The sequence below is a fragment of the Pseudomonas sp. TE4620 genome (assembly GCF_056279045.1).
The window spans coordinates 5,691,499-5,710,480 of record NZ_JBWBQO010000001.1 but is presented as its reverse complement, the minus strand read 5'-3'; the positions used below and the strand labels follow the sequence as shown (position 1 = coordinate 5,710,480).

15 protein-coding genes, 2 tRNA genes and 1 pseudogene are annotated in these 18,982 nt (G+C 62.4%); 4 read left to right on the top strand and 14 right to left on the bottom strand.

Annotated features, from left to right (window positions below; translation table 11 throughout):
• Positions 1-83: 83 nt before the first annotated feature.
• From dnaB to rnr, 7 genes are all read right to left on the bottom strand, one after another.
• Positions 84-1,481, bottom strand: coding sequence for a replicative DNA helicase (gene dnaB / locus ACZ9A3_RS26470; protein WP_045196878.1), 1,398 nt, complete (start codon positions 1,479-1,481; stop codon positions 84-86).
• A gap of 110 nt (positions 1,482-1,591) precedes the next feature.
• Complete coding sequence (gene rplI, locus ACZ9A3_RS26465; RefSeq protein WP_093376705.1) at positions 1,592-2,038, bottom strand: 50S ribosomal protein L9; 447 nt, start codon at positions 2,036-2,038, stop codon at positions 1,592-1,594.
• Positions 2,039-2,059: 21 nt separating this feature from the next.
• A complete protein-coding gene (locus ACZ9A3_RS26460; protein ID WP_045196874.1) occupies positions 2,060-2,959 on the bottom strand; it encodes a hypothetical protein in 900 nt (299 codons plus the stop codon).
• Positions 2,960-2,995: 36 nt separating this feature from the next.
• Positions 2,996-3,226 carry a 30S ribosomal protein S18 gene (gene rpsR, locus ACZ9A3_RS26455; RefSeq protein ID WP_009403887.1) on the bottom strand — a complete coding sequence of 77 codons (231 nt, stop codon included), beginning with the start codon at positions 3,224-3,226 and terminating at the stop codon, positions 2,996-2,998.
• 28 nt (positions 3,227-3,254) lie between these two features.
• Positions 3,255-3,677, bottom strand: coding sequence for a 30S ribosomal protein S6 (gene rpsF / locus ACZ9A3_RS26450; protein WP_045196870.1), 423 nt, complete (start codon positions 3,675-3,677; stop codon positions 3,255-3,257).
• A gap of 254 nt (positions 3,678-3,931) precedes the next feature.
• On the bottom strand, positions 3,932-4,684 hold the full coding sequence (gene rlmB, locus ACZ9A3_RS26445) for a 23S rRNA (guanosine(2251)-2'-O)-methyltransferase RlmB (protein ID WP_045196868.1): 753 nt from the start codon (positions 4,682-4,684) through the stop codon (positions 3,932-3,934).
• Positions 4,681-7,278 carry a ribonuclease R gene (rnr, locus tag ACZ9A3_RS26440; RefSeq protein ID WP_045196866.1) on the bottom strand — a complete coding sequence of 866 codons (2,598 nt, stop codon included), beginning with the start codon at positions 7,276-7,278 and terminating at the stop codon, positions 4,681-4,683. The genes rlmB and rnr overlap by 4 nt, the downstream gene beginning before the upstream one ends.
• 266 nt (positions 7,279-7,544) lie before the next feature.
• Between rnr and ACZ9A3_RS26435 the strand changes: the two genes are divergently transcribed.
• The 4 genes from ACZ9A3_RS26435 (at position 7,545) to ACZ9A3_RS26420 (ending at position 10,563) form a co-directional block, all read left to right on the top strand.
• Positions 7,545-7,631: transfer RNA gene (locus ACZ9A3_RS26435), tRNA-Leu, on the top strand.
• A gap of 87 nt (positions 7,632-7,718) precedes the next feature.
• Positions 7,719-7,805 (top strand) — tRNA-Leu (locus ACZ9A3_RS26430).
• Between the two features lie 176 nt (positions 7,806-7,981).
• On the top strand, positions 7,982-8,995 hold the full coding sequence (locus ACZ9A3_RS26425; RefSeq protein WP_045196863.1) for an extracellular solute-binding protein: 1,014 nt from the start codon (positions 7,982-7,984) through the stop codon (positions 8,993-8,995).
• A complete protein-coding gene (locus ACZ9A3_RS26420) occupies positions 8,995-10,563 on the top strand; it encodes an ABC transporter permease (protein WP_258609119.1) in 1,569 nt (522 codons plus the stop codon). The genes ACZ9A3_RS26425 and ACZ9A3_RS26420 overlap by 1 nt, the downstream gene beginning before the upstream one ends.
• A gap of 96 nt (positions 10,564-10,659) precedes the next feature.
• Here the strand turns inward: ACZ9A3_RS26420 and ACZ9A3_RS26415 are convergent, their stop codons facing one another.
• The 7 genes and pseudogenes from ACZ9A3_RS26415 to hflX all read right to left on the bottom strand — a co-directional run bounded on the left by ACZ9A3_RS26415 (position 10,660) and on the right by hflX (position 18,970).
• Positions 10,660-11,364: a methyl-accepting chemotaxis protein gene (locus ACZ9A3_RS26415; RefSeq protein ID WP_408980944.1), complete on the bottom strand. Its 705-nt coding sequence runs from the start codon at positions 11,362-11,364 to the stop codon at positions 10,660-10,662.
• 201 nt (positions 11,365-11,565) lie between these two features.
• Positions 11,566-11,778, bottom strand: a pseudogene (locus ACZ9A3_RS26410) (methyl-accepting chemotaxis protein); the annotation flags it as partial.
• A gap of 954 nt (positions 11,779-12,732) precedes the next feature.
• Positions 12,733-14,025 carry an adenylosuccinate synthase gene (locus ACZ9A3_RS26405; protein WP_010221599.1) on the bottom strand — a complete coding sequence of 431 codons (1,293 nt, stop codon included), beginning with the start codon at positions 14,023-14,025 and terminating at the stop codon, positions 12,733-12,735.
• A 54-nt stretch (positions 14,026-14,079) separates the two neighbouring features.
• Entirely contained in the window at positions 14,080-15,267 is a 1,188-nt protein-coding gene (locus ACZ9A3_RS26400; RefSeq protein WP_045193730.1) for an ATP phosphoribosyltransferase regulatory subunit, read from the bottom strand.
• A 275-nt stretch (positions 15,268-15,542) separates the two neighbouring features.
• Positions 15,543-16,412 (bottom strand): protease modulator HflC, encoded by an 870-nt coding sequence (hflC, locus tag ACZ9A3_RS26395; RefSeq protein WP_045193732.1) that lies wholly within the window; start codon positions 16,410-16,412, stop codon positions 15,543-15,545.
• Positions 16,412-17,572, bottom strand: a complete 1,161-nt coding sequence (gene hflK, locus ACZ9A3_RS26390; RefSeq protein ID WP_045193733.1) for an FtsH protease activity modulator HflK — start codon at positions 17,570-17,572, stop codon at positions 16,412-16,414. Before hflK ends, hflC begins: the two co-directional genes overlap by 1 nt.
• Before the next feature lie 96 nt (positions 17,573-17,668).
• Positions 17,669-18,970 carry a ribosome rescue GTPase HflX gene (hflX, locus tag ACZ9A3_RS26385; protein ID WP_010221595.1) on the bottom strand — a complete coding sequence of 434 codons (1,302 nt, stop codon included), beginning with the start codon at positions 18,968-18,970 and terminating at the stop codon, positions 17,669-17,671.
• Positions 18,971-18,982 lie beyond the last annotated feature (12 nt).

The following is an 18,982-nucleotide window of genomic DNA, read 5'->3' as shown; positions in this document are numbered from 1 at the left end:
ATCGATGAAAAATCGCGGGCGCGGAATATAGCACAAAAATTGACCAATTCCGACGCTCAAGGTCGGAATTGTCCAAATTGCCCTTACTCGTCGTCGTCGAAGTTGTAACTGCCCGGCGCGAGGTTTTCGAAGCGTGTGTACTTGCCGATGAAGGCCAGGCGGATAAAGCCGATCGGGCCGTTGCGCTGCTTGCCGATGATGATTTCGGCAATGCCCTTGTGCTCGGTCTCCGGGTGGTACACCTCGTCGCGGTAAACGAACATGATCACGTCGGCGTCCTGCTCGATCGCACCCGATTCGCGCAAGTCGGAGTTCACCGGGCGCTTGTTCGGCCGCTGTTCGAGGGAGCGGTTGAGCTGCGACAGGGCAACTACCGGGCAGTTGAACTCTTTGGCCAGGGCCTTGAGCGAGCGGGAGATCTCGGAAATCTCGTTGGTACGGTTGTCGCCGCTGGAGCCCGGGATCTGCATCAGCTGCAGGTAGTCGATCATGATCAGGGCGATGTCGCCGTGCTCGCGCACCAGGCGGCGGGTCCGGGCGCGCATTTCCGACGGGCTGATGCCGGCGGTGTCATCGATGAACAGCTTGCGGTCGTTGAGCAGGTTGACCGCCGAGGTCAGCCGCGGCCAGTCGTCGTCTTCAAGCTGGCCGGAGCGCACCTTGGTCTGGTCGATGCGCCCGAGCGACGACAGCATACGCATGATCAGCGATTCGCCTGGCATCTCCAGCGAGTACACCAGCACTGCCTTGTCGCTGCGCAGTACCGCGTTCTCGACCAGGTTCATGGCGAAGGTGGTCTTACCCATCGACGGCCGGCCGGCGACGATGATCAGGTCGGCCGGCTGCAGGCCGCTGGTCTTCTCGTCGAGGTCGGTGTAGCCGGTGGACAGGCCGGTGATCGCACTGTCGGTATTGAACAGCGTGTCGATGCGGTCGATGGCCTTGGTCAGCAGGTCGTTGACGCCCACCGGGCCGCCGGTCTTCGGCCGCGCTTCGGCGATCTGGAAGATCTGCCGTTCGGCTTCGTCGAGGATCTCGGCAGCATTGCGCCCTTGCGGGTTGAAGGCGCTGTCGGCGATCTCGTTGCTGATGCTGATCAGCTGACGCAGGGTTGCCCGCTCGCGGATGATCGCGGCATAGGCCTTGATGTTGGCCACCGACGGGGTGTTCTTGGCCAGTTCGCCCAGGTAACCCAGGCCGCCAACCTGCGAACTCAGGCCTTCCTTGTCCAGCTGCTCGTGCAGGGTCACCACGTCGAACGGGGCGTTCTGGTCGGCGAGCTTGTGGATGGCGCGGAAGATCAGGCGGTGGTCATGCCGATAGAAGTCGCCGTCGGAGACTTGATCGAGCACGCGCTCCCAGGCGTTGTTGTCCAGCATCAAGCCACCGAGCACGGCCTGTTCGGCCTCGATGGAATGCGGCGGCACCTTCAGGGCAGCGGTTTGCAGATCATATTGCTCGGGGGCGGTTATCTCGTTCATGGCCACGCAGGAATCAGGGTGATGAAAAAGACAAAGGGCACGACCTGCAAAGCAGGATCGTGCCCGATGTTAACCGGCTGACACCCAAGGTGCCAGCCGATCGGTACAGCTTAGGCTGCGACAACAACCACGCGAACGGTGGCTTCAACGTCGCTGTGCAGGTGCACGGCAACGTCGTATTCGCCGACGTTACGGATGGTGCCGTTCGGCAGACGAACTTCAGCTTTAGCCACTTCAACGCCGGAGGCGGTCAGGGCATCAGCGATGTCGTGGGTGCCGATCGAACCGAACAGCTTGCCTTCGTCACCGGCGGTGGCAGTGATGGTCACTTCCAGCTCAGCCAGTTGGGCAGCGCGAGTTTCGGCCGAAGCTTTTTTCTCTGCAGCGATTTTTTCCAGCTCAGCACGACGCTCTTCGAACGCAGCCAGGTTGGCAGCGGTCGCAGCGGTGGCTTTGCCGAATGGCAGCAGGTAGTTACGACCGTAACCGGACTTAACTTTTACCTTGTCGCCCAGGTTGCCCAGGTTGGCGACTTTTTCCAGCAGGATCAGTTCCATTTGGTAATAACCTCTTAACTTTTAACCTTCACCGTTCGCGGAATCGTTATCGGCACCTTTTGGGGGCGCCTTGCGACCGCGAAAATCAATCAGGCTGTCGACAATGGCCAGGACCACGAGCAACGGATAAGTCAGCTGCATAAACAGCACCAGCGTCACGTACAACCCGACCAGCCAGAACTTGGCCAGTCGTCCTTGCGCCACCAGCCCATGCAGCAGGGCGAGCCCTGCAAACATCAGTGGAATGCTGCACAGGGGTGTCAACATCGCCAGCTCAGGACCGAAATTCGGCCCCACCAGCATGAGCACCACCAGCACCAGCGCCGGCACCAGGGGGAGCCTGACCGCTTGAAACTCGCGACCAAAACCACCCGGGTTATACAACAACGCCTGCCAGTAACGGCCCAACATCAGGGCCAGCACACTGACGGCTTGCAACAACGCCGCAATCAGGCCGACGAGCACCGGTGCAATAAGGCTTCCAAGGCGGCCCCGCTCCTCTACCGATAACTGTTGGTAGAGACCGTCGAGCATCTGCGGCAGGGCTTTTTCAAGCGCTCCAGCCAGAGCTTCAATCGGTTCGCGGAACACCGAACCCAGTACAACCCCGTACACCAGGCCCATGCCGATGCTGAACAACAGCACCCGGTTCCAGGACTGCCCGGCGCGCAACAGCGCCGCCAGACCCAGCGTACCCAGCAACACCATCAAGGTGCGCGGCTCGCCGAAGAACCACCAGGCCATCGCCGGCAACAAAGCCCAGGCGAGGACACCGGAAGCGTCCTTGAAACCGCGCCGCAGGAACACCAGGCTCCCGGCGGCGGCACTCAACCAGAACAACAGCGGCAAAGCCGCACAACCCACCACCACGAGGGTGGCTTGCACGCGACCGCGCATGATGAAATCAGCCAAGGCGCGCATGCATTTTATCCTTTGCTACTTGTCGACGACCCGGTCTCAGCGGCCGTGGCTGTCGGTGTAGGGCAGCAGGGCCAGGAAGCGGGCGCGCTTGATAGCGGTAGCCAGCTGACGCTGATAACGAGCTTTGGTACCGGTGATACGGCTTGGAACGATTTTGCCGGTTTCGGATACATAAGCTTTCAGGGTGTTGAGATCTTTGTAATCGATCTCTTTCACGTCTTCAGCAGTGAAGCGGCAGAATTTACGACGACGGAAGAAACGTGCCATGTAATAGGCTCCTCAAAAGGTCCGTGGATTACTCGTCAGCGTTATCGCTGTTGTCGCTGTCATCACTATCAGCGCTTTCGGCGCTTTCGTGCTCAGGACGGTCGCGACGCTCACGGCGCTCACTGCGGTTCTCTTCAGCCTTGAGCATCTCGGACTGGCCGGTAACGGCTTCGTCGCGACGGATGACCAGGTTACGGATCACGGCATCGTTGTAGCGGAAGTTGTCTTCCAGCTCGGCCAGGGCCTTGCCGGTGCACTCAACGTTCAGCATCACGTAGTGAGCCTTGTGAACATTGTTGATTGCATAGGCCAGTTGACGACGGCCCCAGTCTTCCAGACGGTGGATTTTACCGCCGTCTTCTTCGATCAGCTTGGTGTAACGCTCAACCATGCCGCCGACTTGCTCGCTCTGGTCAGGGTGGACCAGAAAGATGATTTCGTAATGACGCATGAATGCTCCTTACGGGTTGTAGTCTGCCACCAGAGTGGTCAGACAAGGAGTGAAGGACACTTGTATGTCTTGCCCTGGGAAGAGGCGCGTGAACGCCTGCCAACATGGCAAGGGGCGCAATTGTAGAGAAGCGCCGGGGGACAAGCAAGGTCATTGGTGATTATTTGAACAGCCTTAAAAGCATCGCGGGTCCAGCCCGCCCCCACAAGGACCTGTGGGAGCGGGCTGGACCCGCGATAGATGCAACGCCGAAATCAAGCCTGGCGCTTTGCCTGGCGCTGACGAACGGCCTCGAACAGGCACACGCCCGTCGCCACCGACACGTTCAGGCTGCTGACGCTGCCTGCCATCGGCAGCTTGACCAGAAAATCACAGTGCTCGCGGGTCAAGCGGCGCATGCCCTTGCCCTCGGCGCCCATGATCAGGATGGTCGGGCCGGTCAGGTCCTGCTGATACAGCTCTTGCTCGGCCTCGCCCGCAGTACCGACCACCCACAGGCCACGTTGCTGGAGCTTCTCCAGAGTCCGCGCAAGGTTGGTGACCGCCACCAGCGGAATGACTTCTGCCGCACCGCAGGCCACTTTCCGAACCGCTGGGGTCAAGGTCGCCGACTTGTCTTTGGGCACCACCACCGCCAGCGCGCCGGCGGCATCGGCGGTGCGCAGGCAGGCGCCGAGGTTGTGCGGGTCGGTAACGCCGTCGAGTACCAGGATCAACGGCGCGCCTTCAGTGCGGTCGAGCAGCTCTTCAAGCATCGCCTCTCCCCAGACCTGGCTCGGGCTGACTTCAGCCACCACGCCCTGGTGCACGCCTTCAACCCAGGCATCCATCTCGCGGCGCTCAGCCTGGCCGACCGCCACGCGGTTTTGCCCGGCCAGCTCCAGCAGCGCCTGCAGGCGCGGCTCGCTACGGCCTTCGGACAGCCAGATCTGCTTGACCCGCTTGGGGTGGTGACGCAACAGGGCTTCCACGGCATGCACGCCGTAGATTTTTTCCAACTGACTCATGACTTGGCCTTGGGTTTACGTGACGCGGAGCCGGCTTTCGGCGGCCCTTTACGATGCTTGCTCGGTTTTTCCGATTTGCCCGACTTCGACGCAGGCTTGCCGCCTGCGTGCTTGGCATCGGACATCAAGGCCTTTTTCATTTCCCGGCTCTTGCGCACTTCGGCGTTGTTGGCCACGGCATTGGCTGGGAAATAGGCTTCGGCAGTTTCGTTCTTGCGGCTGCGACGGGCAGGCTCTGCAGCCTTGGCCGGCGCCTCGGCCTTCTTGTCGAGCACCGGCACCGGCTTGCCGTCTTGCGGGCGCACACCTTCACCACGCTGCTTGCGGCCAATCGGCGCCTTGAGGGTGTTCTCGGCCATCTCGAAGTCGATCTTGCGCTGCTCGAGATCGACGCGCATCACCCGCACTTCGACGGTATCGCCCAGGCGGAAGCTGCGCCCGGTACGCTCACCGGCCAGGCGGTGGTGCACAGGGTCGAAGTGGTAGTAGTCGCCCGGCAGGGCACTGACATGGACCATGCCTTCGACGTAGATGTCGGTCAGTTCGACGAACAGGCCAAAGCCGGTCACCGCGGTGATCACACCCGGGAAGCTCTCGCCGACGCGGTCTTTCATGTACTCGCACTTGAGCCAGTTGACCACGTCACGGGTGGCCTCGTCGGCACGCCGCTCGCTCATCGAGCACTGCTCGCCGAGCTGCTCCAGGGTCGCCTCGTCGTACGGGTAGATACGCGCCTTGGGGATGCTCATGGCACCGGCACGCTTGACGTGCGGGGTTTCCTGACGCGAACGGATCACGCTGCGGATCGCCCGGTGGGTCAGCAGGTCCGGGTAGCGGCGGATCGGCGAGGTGAAGTGGGTGTACGCCTCGTAGTTCAGGCCGAAGTGGCCGTTGTTGTCGGCGCTGTACACCGCCTGGCTCAGCGAGCGCAGCATCACGGTCTGGATCAGGTGGAAATCCGGGCGGTCGGCGATGCTCGCCAACAATGCCTGGTAATCCTTGGGCGACGGACCGTCCTTGCCCTTGTGCAGGGACAAGCCCAGCTCGCCGAGGAAGGCGCGCAGTTTTTCCAGGCGCTCCGGTGGCGGGCCGTCGTGAACACGGTACAGGGCCGGAATTTCGTGCTTCTTGAGGAACTCGGCGGTGGCCACGTTGGCCGCCAGCATGCACTCTTCGATCAGCTTGTGAGCGTCGTTGCGCACGGTCGGGCGAATTTCGGCGATCTTGCGCTCGGAACCGAAGATGATCCGGGTTTCCTGGGTTTCGAAGTCGATCGCGCCACGGGTATGACGGGCCGCCAGCAGCACCTTGTACAGCGCATAGAGCTGCTTGAGGTCCGGCACCACTTCGCTGTACTGCTCGCGCAGGGCCTTGCCTTCGCGGGTACGAGCGTGTTCGAGCATGCTGCTGACCTTGTTGTAGGTCAGGCGTGCATGGGAGTGGATCACCGCTTCATAGAACTGGTAATCGACCATCTGCCCGGACTTGTTGATGGTCATTTCACAGACCATCGCCAGCCGGTCGACGTGCGGGTTCAGCGAGCACAGGCCGTTGGACAGCTCTTCAGGCAGCATCGGTACCACGCGCTCGGGGAAGTACACCGAGTTGCCGCGCACCTGGGCTTCGGCATCCAGGGCAGAGCCCAGGCGCACGTAGCTGGAAACGTCGGCAATCGCCACGTACAGGCGCCAGCCACCGGAGAACAGGCGCAACTTGCCCAGGCTCTCGCAGTACACCGCATCGTCGAAGTCGCGGGCGTCTTCGCCGTCAATGGTGACGAACGGCAGGTGACGCAGGTCGACGCGGTGCTCTTTGTCTTTCTCTTCGACTTCCGGCTTGAGCTTGCGCGCTTCCTTGATCACCGCTTCTGGCCAGACGTGCGGAATGTCGTAGCTGCGCAGGGCAACGTCGATTTCCATACCCGGGGCCATGTAGTTGCCGATCACTTCGGTAACGTCGCCCTGGGGCTGGAAGCGCGGGGTCGGCCAGTGGGTGATCTTGACTTCGACGAACTGGCCGATCTTGGCACCGCCGTTACGCCCCGGGGTGATCAGCACTTCTTGCTGGACCTTGGGGTTGTCGGGGGTGACAAAGCCGATACCGCCTTCTTCGAAGTAGCGGCCAACGATGCTTTCGTGGGCGCGGGAGATCACTTCGACCACCACGCCTTCGCGGCGGCCACGGCGATCCAGGCCGGAAACCCGGGCCAGGGCGCGGTCGCCATCGAACACCAGGCGCATTTGCGCAGGGCTCAGGAACAGGTCGTCGCTGCCGTCATCCGGGATCAGGAAGCCAAAGCCGTCACGGTGGCCGGCGATGCGGCCGAGGATCAGGTCGAGCTTGTCTACCGGGGCATAAGTGCCGCGCCGGGTATAGATCAGCTGGCCGTCACGCTCCATCGCGCGCAGACGGCGGCGCAGGGCTTCGATCTGGTCTTCGGTGGTCAGGCCGAACTCTTCGACCAGCTGCTCACGGGCTGCCGGCGAGCCGCGCTCGTCCAGACGCTGGAGGATCAGCTCACGGCTAGGAATAGGGTTTTCGTATTTTTCCGCTTCACGAGCGGCCTCGGGATCGAGGGTCTGCCAATCGGCCATTAGGAGGGGTTCACCTTGTCTATATAAGGGTTAGTTTGGCATAGGCGTATTGAAACCGGAAATTTCAGGCTTGGACAGCCCTGTCAGAGCCCCCTGGATGCTGCCAAAACCATCATAAGGAACAACGACTTGAATTTTTTAAGATTTTTTCTGAACGGGGGTTTACAGCTCTCAGGAGCATCCGTATAGTGCGCACCACAACGACGGACACCGTCGTTATAGTTGAGAAGCAGCACGATGTGAAGCATCATGTTCCTCAGCGAAATGCCCAGATGGTGAAATTGGTAGACACGCCAGCTTCAGGTGCTGGTGACCTTACGGTCGTGGAAGTTCGAGTCTTCTTCTGGGCACCAATTTCAAATCTTAGAACTGCCGCTGGCTTCTGAGATTTACTGCAACACGCTACACTGTTTTCGTTACAAGCTACACCGCTTCATTTTGCCCAGATGGTGAAATTGGTAGACACGCCAGCTTCAGGTGCTGGTGACCTTACGGTCGTGGAAGTTCGAGTCTTCTTCTGGGCACCAATTCAGATCAAACCCGCGAAAGCGGGTTTTTTCGTTTCTGCCCTACCCTTTTCCTCGCCTGCAATCCCGAAACGACCGATAGCCTGCTCATGAATTTTCCCTCACAAGGGCATTTGAGAAGCGATATCGATTATCATTGTTTCCAGATATGTAGCCGCAAGCGAGGAAGTACCCGCATGACGTTCCGCAATAACCCCCTGTTGCGCGGCCTGGCCGTCTCTGTTTTCGCCATGCTGCTCGGCACCCCAGCCGCCATGGCCGCCGACCCGGTGTCGCTGACCCTGTACAACGGCCAGCACAAGGAAATCGGTGAAGCCATCGCCAAGGCCTACGAGGCCAAGACCGGCATCCACATCAATATCCGCAAGGGCAGCAGCAACCAGCTGGCCAGCCAGATCATCGAAGAAGGTGATCGCTCCCCCGCCGACGTCATCTACACCGAAGAATCGCCACCGCTGAACAACCTCGGCGAACTGGGCCTGCTGGCCAAGATCGATGATTCGACCCTGCAGGTCCTGCCCAAGGAATACGTCGCCGCCAACGGTACCTGGATGGGCGTTACCGCACGCACCCGCGTGGTCGCCTTCAACCCCAAGGTAATCGACGAGAAAGACCTGCCACCTTCAGTGATGGACTTTGCCGACCCCGAGTGGGACGGCAAGATCGGTTTCGTGCCGACCAGCGGCGCCTTCCAGGAACAGGCCGTGGCCATCCTCAAGCTGCACGGTCGCGAGGCCGCCGAAGAATGGCTGACCGGCCTCAAAGCCTTCGGCAAGACCTACACCAACAATATGGTTGCGCTCAAAGCCGTGGAGAATGGCGAAGTGGCGGCCGTGCTGGTCAACAATTACTACTGGTACGCCCTGAAGAAAGAGCGCGGCCAGCTGGATTCGAAACTCTATTACCTGGCCGACGGCGACGTCGGTGGCCTGGTGACCATCTCCAGCGCCGCGGCGGTAAAAGCCAGCAAGCACCCGAAAGAAGCCCAGGCCCTGCTGGCCTGGATGGCCAGCGAAGAAGGCCAGCGGGTAATCACCCAGACCACCGCCGAGTATCCGCTGCATAAAGGCATGGTCTCGGACCAGGGCCTGAAGCCCTTCGAAGACCTGCGTCCGCCAAAAATCACCCCGGCCGACCTGGGTAACGCTGAAGAAGCCCTGGAACTCGAACGCGAAGTTGGCCTGCTGTAATGAGCGCAGCCCTGCCCGCGGTCGCACTGGCCAGCCGTTATATTCCCAAGCGCAAGCGCCCGTCGATCTGGGTGGTGCTGCCGGTGCTGCTGCTGGTCGGGCTGAGCCTGCTGCCGCTGCTGTACGTGGCGCTGAAAACCTGGGAAGCCGGCTGGCGCGAAGCCTTGCACTTGCTCTGGCGCCCGTTCGTCTGGGGCCTGATGCGCAACACCCTGATGCTGATGGCCGGCGTCACCCTGGCCTGCATGGCCTTGGGTGTATCCCTGGCCTGGTTGCTGGAACGCAGTGACCTGCCCGGACGGCGCCTGTGGGGCGTGATCCTGTGCCTGCCGTTTGCCGTGCCAGCCTTTGTCAGCGGCTTTACCTGGGTGTCGCTGAGCCCGCGCTTCGAAGGCCTGGGCGGTGCCATCCTGGTGATGAGCCTGTCCAAGTACCCACTGGTGTTCCTGCCGGTTGCAGCGACCCTGCGCAACCTCGATACCTCACTGGAAGAGTCGGCACGGACCCTGGGGCAGACGCGCTGGGGCGTGTTCTGGCGCATCACCCTGCCACTGCTGTGGCCGTCGATCATTGGTGGCAGCCTGCTGATTGCCCTGCACATGCTGGTGGAATTCGGCGCCCTGTCGATCCTCGGCCTGCAGACCTTTACCACGGCGATCTACCAGCAATTTGAGCTGGAGTTCAGCAACGCCAACGCCGCGATGCTCTCGGCAGTGCTGTTGTTCATGTGCCTGCTGATGCTCTGGCTGGAGCTGCGTGTGCGCGGCAAGGCCCGCCATGTGCGCATCGGCCAGGGCGTGGCGCGTCGCGGTGCGCCGATTCGCCTGCGCGGGTGGATGCCGGTCGGGCAGCTGTACTGCCTGGTCCTGGCGCTGCTGGGCAGCGGTATTCCACTGGGCATGCTCGGTTACTGGCTGAGCGTTGGTTCGTCGGCGGCCTTTCCGGTGGCCGATATCAGTCGCGCGCTGTTCTCATCGTTGTCGCTATCGCTGGGTGGTGCCGGATTGAGCTTGCTGCTGGCACTGCCGGTGAGTTTCCTGGTGGTGCGCTACAAGGGACGCCTGGCGATCTGGGCCGAACGCCTGCCGTACCTGCTGCACGCCCTGCCCGGCCTGGTGATCGCCCTGACCCTGGTGTACTTCGCCCTGCACTATGTGCCGGCGCTGTACCAGACCACTGGCTTGTTGCTGCTGGCCTACGCGTTGCTGTTCCTGCCCCTGGCCCAGGCGCCGGTGCGCACGGCCTTGAACAAGGCGGCGCCGCAGCTCGAAGAAGCCGCCCGCACCTTGGGCGCAACCCAGTTCACGGCGTTTTGCCGGGTGACCCTGCCGATCATCTTCCCGGCCCTGGCGGCGGCGTTCGCACTGGTGTTCCTGGACGCCATGAAGGAGCTGACCGCAACCCTGCTGCTCAGCCCGACCGGCATGACCACCCTGGCCACCGAAGTGTGGGCGCATACCGCCAACGTCGAGTTCGCGGCGGCAGCGCCCTATGCGGCGTTGCTGATCCTGGTGTCGGGGCTGCCGGTGTACCTGCTGACCACGCGGATGTATCTGAACCGCGCGTGATACCTGAAAAGCATCGCGGGGCAAGTCGAGTCGTCGCACCGCCGCTCCCACCTTGGGAGCGGCGGTGCGACGACTCGACTTGCCCCGCGATTACTCTCACGCGCGGAACTGCCCCAGGCTGGCCTTGAGCTGCGCCGCCAGGTCATCGAGCACCTTGCTGCTGGCGGTGGTTTGCAGCACCACCTCGGCAGCCCGCTCGGCCTGGGCGTGAATGGTCTGCACCCGACCACGCACGGCCTGCGCGCCATGAGCCTGCTGCTCGGCCGCACGGGTAGCCAGGCCAATCGCCGCATGCACCTGCTCAACCGATGCCTGCACCGATTGCTGCAAGCGCGCGTTGTCGCGCAGCACCAGCAGGCCTTCGCTAGCCTGGCGCCCGGCCTGGCTGATCGCCGCCACTGCCTCTTTGGCGCCCTGCTGCAATGCGCCGATGTGCGCCTGGATATCGCCGGTCGAGCTTTGGGTCTTACTCGCCAGTGCTCGCACCTCATCGGCCACCACGGCAAAACCGCGCCCGGTTTCCCCGGCGCGCGCCGCTTCGATGGCAGCGTTGAGCGCCAGCAGGTTGGTCTGTTCGGCAATGCCGTGAATTACCGTCAGCACCACCTCGATCTGCTCACTTTGCTGGGCCAGGCGCTCGATGACCTTGGAGCCGGTCTCGACCTGCCCGGCCAGGTCTTCGATAAGCTTGGCCACCTGGGTGGAAGTGCGGCTGTTCTCGTCGGTGGCCTGGCGAATATCCACCACCTGCTGCAGGGCCGATTGCATCGCCTGGCTTTCGGCCTGGGCCTCATCGGCCATACTCGACAGGTCGCGCAGGCTGGCGGCAACTTCATCACGCTGCAGCTCGGCAGCAGCATCGGCGCCGGCATTGCGCTGGGTCATGGCGCCGATCTCGATGCCGGTACGCTGGGCCACTTCGCCAGCCTCACGCACAATAGGCTGCAGCTTGGCGACGAACTGGTTGACCGCCGCCGCCATGTCGCCGATCTCGTCGCGACTGTCGATGGAAACACGCTTGGTCAGATCACCCTCACCCGCCGCCAGGTCGTTCAGTGCCGCAATCAGCAGGCGCAGCTTGTTGACCACGCGCCGCCCCAGCACCACGGCGACCACCAGCAGCACGCCCAGGCCGACCAGGGCCAGCCCCACGCCGATGTTCCAGCGCAGGGTCGCGGCCGCGTCCTGAACGCTTTGCGAGGTGTTGGCCTGCATACCGGCAGCACTGCCCTGCGCTGCCTCCAGGCGCGCGCGCAAAGCCTTGTTGCTGTCGGCGGCGGCACCCACCAGGCTGTCGCCGACCAACTGATCACCGCTGGCGATCAACGCCGAGAAGCGCTTGTCCAGCGCCACCAGCTCGTGGTCGACCACGGCCGTGGAAACGCCCATCAATACCTTGCCGATCTCGACCCCGTTAGGGTTGATCGAGGCCTCGACGAAGTACACCGAAGGGTCGTTGCGCGCGGCGTCCAGTACCTTGTCCAGCGCCCGCTCGCCCTGGCCCTTTTCCAGCAGCGCCTGGTTGATCGGGTTCTGCCGGTTGAGGTAGCGGGTCAAGTGCTGACCCTGGGCGTCGTCGTACACCACGAACAGCACGCTAGGATTGCGCTGGGCCCGGCGGGAGAACTCCGACAGGGTCGGCACGTCGTTATCCCACATGGCCCGTGGCGCCACCGAGGCGAGCAGTTCGGCCATGTCGTTGGCCGAATCCTTGAGGTTCTTTTCCAGGGTCGCGCGCAACTGCGCCTGCTCATCCTGCAAACGCGTGGACAAACCTGCGGTCAGGCGCTGGCGGGTACTGGCGGAGAGGCTGTCGAGCCCGGAGCTGACTTCGCGCCCGGCCTGCTCAAGCTCGGCGGAAAGTTGCTGGCTGTCGGCGGCCAGACGCTTGCCCAGATCGGCCTCAAGGGCTGTGACCGTGCTCCGGGTCAGCGCGACCGCGACCAGCACTTGCACCAAAAGAGCGATACCGAGGGCAACAAAGACAGGCCGCAACAGGCGGCTTCGTAACAGTGAGAGAACGGCGGACACGAAAGAACCCTCTACTTCTGGGGCCATTAAAGTGATGGCACCACTGGAGTGATTCTTACAGCAAAGGTTGTGCCGATCAGCCGACAGAAACGACAAAGGCCCCTATCAAGGGGCCTTTGTCTTTACATCAGTCGCGAATCAGGCGAACGGATGACGCAGCACGATGGTCTCGTTGCGGTCCGGGCCGGTGGAGATGATGTCGATCGGCGCGCCGACCAGCTCTTCCACACGCTTGATGTAGGCACGGGCGTTGGCCGGCAGTTCTTCCAGGGTCTTGGCACCCAGGGTCGACTCGCTCCAGCCCGGCATTTCTTCGTACACCGGCTCCAGGCCGATGTAGCTGTCGGCGTCGGTCGGGGCATCGATGACCGCACCGTTCTCGTTCTTGTAGCCAACGCAGATACGGATGGTTTCCAGGCCGTCGAGTACGTCCAGCTTGGTCAGGCACAGGCCGGAGATGCTGTTGACGTCGATGGCGCGACGCAGGATCACGGCATCGAACCAGCCGCAACGGCGGGCGCGACCGGTGGTGGCGCCGAACTCGTGACCACGCTTGGCCAGGAAGGCACCGACGTCATCGAACAGTTCGGTCGGGAACGGGCCCGAGCCAACGCGGGTGGTGTAGGCCTTGGTGATACCGAGGATGTAGTCCAGGTACATAGGGCCAACGCCCGAACCGGTAGCGATGCCGCCAGCGGTGGTGTTGGAACTGGTCACGAACGGGTAGGTACCGTGGTCGATGTCCAGCAGCGAGCCCTGGGCGCCTTCGAACATGATGTCCTTGCCGGCGCGACGCAGGTTGTGCAGCTCGGCGGTGACGTCGAGCATCATCGGCTTGAGCAGCTCGGCGTATTCCATGCACTCGTCCAGGGTCTTCTGGAAATCGATTGCAGGTTCTTTGTAGTAATTGACCAGCACGAAGTTGTGGTAGTCCAGCAGCTCGCCGAGCTTGGCAGCGAAACGCTCGCGGTGGAACAGGTCACCGATGCGCAGGCCGCGACGGGCAACCTTGTCTTCGTAGGCCGGGCCGATGCCGCGACCGGTGGTGCCGATCTTCTGCTCGCCACGGGCTTTTTCACGAGCCTGGTCGAGGGCCACGTGGTAGGACAGGATCAGCGGGCAGGAAGGGCTGATGCGCAGGCGCTCGCGCACCGGTACGCCTTTCTCTTCGAGCTTGTTGATTTCACGCAGCAGGGCGTCCGGTGCTACCACCACGCCGTTGCCGATCAGGCACTGCACGCCTTCGCGCAGCACGCCCGACGGGATCAGGTGCAGCACGGTCTTCTCACCGTCGATCACCAGGGTGTGGCCTGCGTTGTGGCCCCCCTGGTAGCGCACTACGGCGGCAGCATGTTCGGTCAGCAGATCAACGATCTTGCCTTTGCCCTCATCACCCCACTGGGTGCCCAGGACTACGACATTCTTACCCATAACACTTGTCCTCATTCGCGCAAACTTGGCGCCGGCTCGTGCCGGCGGGGAATCTCAAATGGCCAGCGGCAGAACCTGCCAAAGCCCGTTTTGCTGAATCAATTGCCGATCGCAATCCGCCTCTACGGCGGCAGTCAATGGCTGCCCAGGCAAGGCCTGAACCACCCGCTGACCTTCACTGCGCAATTGGCAGACCAACTGCCAGAGTGCCGCATCGCTGCTGTCGGGCATCCAGATCCCGCCAGACGGCAATACCACCTCGGCTCGCCCCAGTGTGACCAGGGTCTTCAAATCCGTGGAGAAACCGGTGGCCGGGCGTGCCCGGCCAAAGTCCGCTCCGATGTCGTCGTAACGACCGCCCTGGGCGATCGACTGACCGACACCCGGGACGAACGCGGCAAACACCACACCGGTGTGGTAGTGGTAGCCGCGCAACTCGCCCAGGTCAAAATACAGCGGCAGCCCGGGATAACGCGTGGCCAGCCGCTCGGCGATCGCCATCAGGTCATCCAGTGCCGCCAGTACCGCAGCCGGTGCACGCCCCAGGCGCACGCGCGCCTCGGCCAGCACTTCACGGCCACCGCACAGCTCGGTGAGCGAGCGCAACATAGCGGCGAGGTCCGCTGGCAGCTTGGCAGTCAGCTCGATCACTTCGTCGACGGCCTTGCGCTGCAGGGCATCGAACAACTGCTGCTCGATTGCTCCGGACAGACCGGCGGCGCGAGCCAGGCCACGGTAGATACCGACATGACCGAGGTCCATGTGCACGTCCGGCACATCGGCCAGTTGCAGCATGGCCAGCATCAGGCTGATCACTTCGACGTCGCTGACCGGGCTGGCGTCGCCGTACAGCTCGGCACCGAGCTGGATCGGGCTGCGCGACGTCGACAACGCCCGCGGCAAGGCGTGCAGCACGCTGCCGGCATAGCACAGGCGGCTCGGGCCTTCACGACGCAGGGTATGCGCATCGATGCGCGCAACCTGTGGAGTGATGTCGGCACGGAAACCCATCTGCCGGCCCGATTGCGGGTCGATGACCTTGAAGGTCCGCAGGTCCAGGTCCTGGCCGGCACCGGTGAGCAGCGATTCCAGGTACTCGATATGCGGGGTCACGACAAAGTCATAACCCCAGCTCTGGAACAGATCCAACACCTGCCGACGCGCGATCTCGATGCGCGCCGCCTCAGGTGGCAGTACTTCTTCGATGCCATCTGGCAGCAGCCAGCGGTCTACCGTTGCCATTACGCCATTTCCCCTATGGTCCGGGCGGCTTGCCCACGGGCGAGCCTTGAGTGAAGCAGGTATCGGCAAACAATGGCGCGCAGCACCGATTCCAGCGCTACCGCCGTGCCTATACCCTCGAATACCTTGGGCTGCTCTGTAGACCCGAACCGGGTTTGAACCGTTCGATCTTGCAGACGCAAAAAAGCCGGGAATTTCCCGGCTGCCGCATCATACACCCGTTTTCTCGCGGGATCACCCCGCCAGGCGTTTTAGCCGCCCGGCGGGGTAGATGCTTATGGCTTGGACTTGCCCATGAAGCGGAAGAAGTCGCTGCTCGGATCGAGCACCAGCACATCGCTCTTGTCGGCAAAGCTCTCGCGGTAAGCCTTGAGGCTGCGATAGAACGCGTAGAAGTCCTGGTCCTGACCGTAGGCCTTGGCGTAGATCGACGCCGCCTGGGCATCACCGTCACCGCGGGTTTCTTCCGATTCCCGGTAGGCTTCGGCCAGCAGAACCCGGCGCTGACGATCGGCGTCGGCACGAATGCCTTCAGCCAGCTCGTTACCCTTGGCACGGTGCTCGCGGGCTTCACGCTCACGCTCGGTGCTCATGCGCTCGAACACGCTGCGGTTGACTTCCTTGGGCAGGTCGATGGCCTTAACGCGAACGTCGACCACTTCAATACCCAGCTCCTTGCTGGCCATGCGGTTCAACGAGGCAGTGATGTCAGCCATCAGCGCGTCACGTTCACCGGAGACCACTTCGTGCAGGGTGCGTTTACCGAACTGGTCACGCAGGCCGCTTTCCAGACGGCGCGACAGACGTTCGTCGGCAATCTGCTTGAGGCCCGAGGTTGCAGTGTAGAAACGCTCGGCATCCTTGACCCGCCACTTGGCGTAGGCATCGACCATCACCGCTTTCTTTTCCAGGGTCAGGAAGCGCTGGGTCGGGGCGTCCAGGGTCATCAGGCGGGCGTCGAACTTGCGCACCTGGTTGACGTAAGGAACCTTCACATGCAGGCCGGGCTGGACATCAGCCTGGACCACACGACCAAATTGCAGGAGTACCGCACGCTCGGTCTGGGCCACGATGTAGAAGCTGTTCCAGGCCACGATCCCCAGCACCACGGCCACGATCAGGGCGATCAGCGATTTATTGCTCATCAGCGGCTCTCCCTAGTACGCAACTGTGTTTGCTGCTGTTGCAGTTCCGCCGCACGGGCCGCATCAGCGTTGGCCGAAGGCGCAGCGCTGGTGGTCGGCGCAATACGCGAACCACTGTTCTGGATCATCTTGTCGAGCGGCAGGTACAGCAGGTTGCTCTGACCGTCCTTGCCGGAGACCAGGACCTTGCTGGTGTTGCTGTAGACTTCCTGCATGGTGTCCAGGTACAAGCGCTGACGGGTCACTTCAGGGGCCTTGCGGTACTCGGCGACCAGCTTGGTGAAGCGGTCGGCCTCACCCTTGGCGCGCGAGACGACTTCGTCGCGGTAACCGTTGGCGTCCTCGATGATCCGCTGGGCCTGACCACGGGCTTCTGGCACCACGCCATTGGCGTAGGACTCGGCCTGGTTGCGGGCACGCTGCTCGTCTTCACGGGCACGGATCACGTCGTCGAAGGCTTCCTGCACTTCACGCGGGGCTGCCGCGCTCTGTACGTTGACCTGGGTGACGGTGATACCGGTACGGTAGGTATCGAGGAAACGCTGCAGGCGCTCCTTGATTTCCACGGCCATCTGCTCACGACCTTCGGTCAGTACCTTGTCCATTGCGGTGGAACCCACCACATGACGCAGAGCGCTGTCGGTCGCGTGCTGCAGGCTGACTTCAGGCTGATCGACGTTCAGCACGAAATCCTGCAGGTTGGTGATCTTGTACTGCACGGTCAGCGGCACCTCGACGATGTTCTCGTCTTCGGTCAGCATCTGCCCCTGCTTGGTATAGGCACGTTCGCGGGTAACGTTCTCCATGTACTTGCGATCGATCGGCGGGAAGTAGATGTTCAGGCCCGGCCCTACGGTTTCGTAGTATTTGCCGAAGCGCAGCACGACTGCCTGCTCCTGTTCGTCGACCACGTACACGGCGCTGTACAGCCAGATAGCTGCAAGCACGGCGAGACCGATACCGAGCAGGCCGAAGCCACCGCCCTTGCCGATGCCGCCATCACCACCGCGTTTCTTGCCACTGCCGAACATGCCGTTCAGGCTGTCCTGCAGCTTGCGGAAGGCCTCGTCGAGATCCGGTGGCCCTTTCTTGTCGCCACCACGGCGCCCGCCCCACGGATCCTGATTGTTCGAGTTGCCACCCGGCTCATTCCAAGCCATAGCGCTCTCCATCTGATAAAGCAAAGACGCGCCCACGGCGCGCCGTCCAATGCTACAGAATGCCTGTCACGGCTGCCCGACCGCGTCGCCGGGCATTTATTGCAAAGTATGTTGCTCGATGAACTCCAGCGGCTGCAAACCTTCGCGGCTGACCAGGCGGTTCAACTCCACCCGCGGCAGTCGCACAGCCAGCAGGCTGCTGCCTTCATCGTCGTGCTCTTCGCTCTGCACCGCACCCAGTTCAAAGAACTGCGCGCGCAGCCGGGCAAAACGCTGCTCAAGGCGCAAGGTACCGACAAACAGGTCATCCCCCAGCAATTCGGCGACCGCCTGCCCCACCAGCTCCAGCCCCCGACCATCGCGGGCCGAGACCCAGACCCGTTGCGGCTTGCCATCGGCATCGCGCTGAATCTGCGGCTCGACGCCTTCAAGCAGGTCGAGTTTGTTATAGACCTCGAGGATCGGCAAGCCTTCTGCACCGATCTCTCCCAGTACCGCCATGACCTGCTCGATCTGCGCCATGCGCTCAGGCTCATGGGCGTCGATCACGTGCAGCAGCAGGTCGGAGTTGCTCGACTCTTCGAGCGTAGCCCGAAATGCCTCGACCAGCTTGTGCGGCAGGTGACGAATGAAGCCCACGGTGTCGGCCAGCACGATCGGCCCGAGGTCGTCGAGCTCGAGCCGGCGCAAGGTCGGGTCGAGGGTCGCGAACAACTGGTCGGCAGCGTAGACCTCGGACTGGGTCAGGGCGTTGAACAGCGTGGATTTGCCGGCGTTGGTGTAGCCGACCAGGGAAACCGAAGGGATATCCGCCCGTTTACGGCCACGACGAGCCTGCTCACGCTGGCTGCGGACCTTCTCCAGGCGCGCCTTGATCTGGCGCAGGCGTACCCGCAGCAGGCGGCGGTCGGTTTCCAGTTGGGTTTCACCCGGGCCGCGCAGGCCGATACCGCCTTTTTGCCGCTCAAGGTGAGTCCAGCCACGTACCAGCCGCGTGCTCATGTGCTCGAGCTGGGCCAGTTCGACCTGCAGCTTGCCTTCATGGGTACGCGCCCGCTGGGCGAAGATATCGAGAATCAGACCGGTGCGGTCAAGCACGCGACACTCGAAGACTCGTTCGAGGTTACGTTCCTGACTGGGGGTGAGGGTGTGATTGAAAATCACCAAATCTACCTGTTCGGCGTTGACCAGGTCGCGCAATTCTTCGACCTTGCCGCTGCCAATCAGGTATTTGGCGGTGGGCTGATGTCGCGCCACATTGGCGAACGCGACAATATCGGCCCCAGCCGACAGTGCCAGCTCCTGAAACTCCTGCGGATCTTCGCGCGCCTCAGGGTTCTGACCTTCCAAGTGAACGAGGACTGCCCGTTCACCACCACCGTGGCGCTCAAAGAACAAAGCAGACTCCTA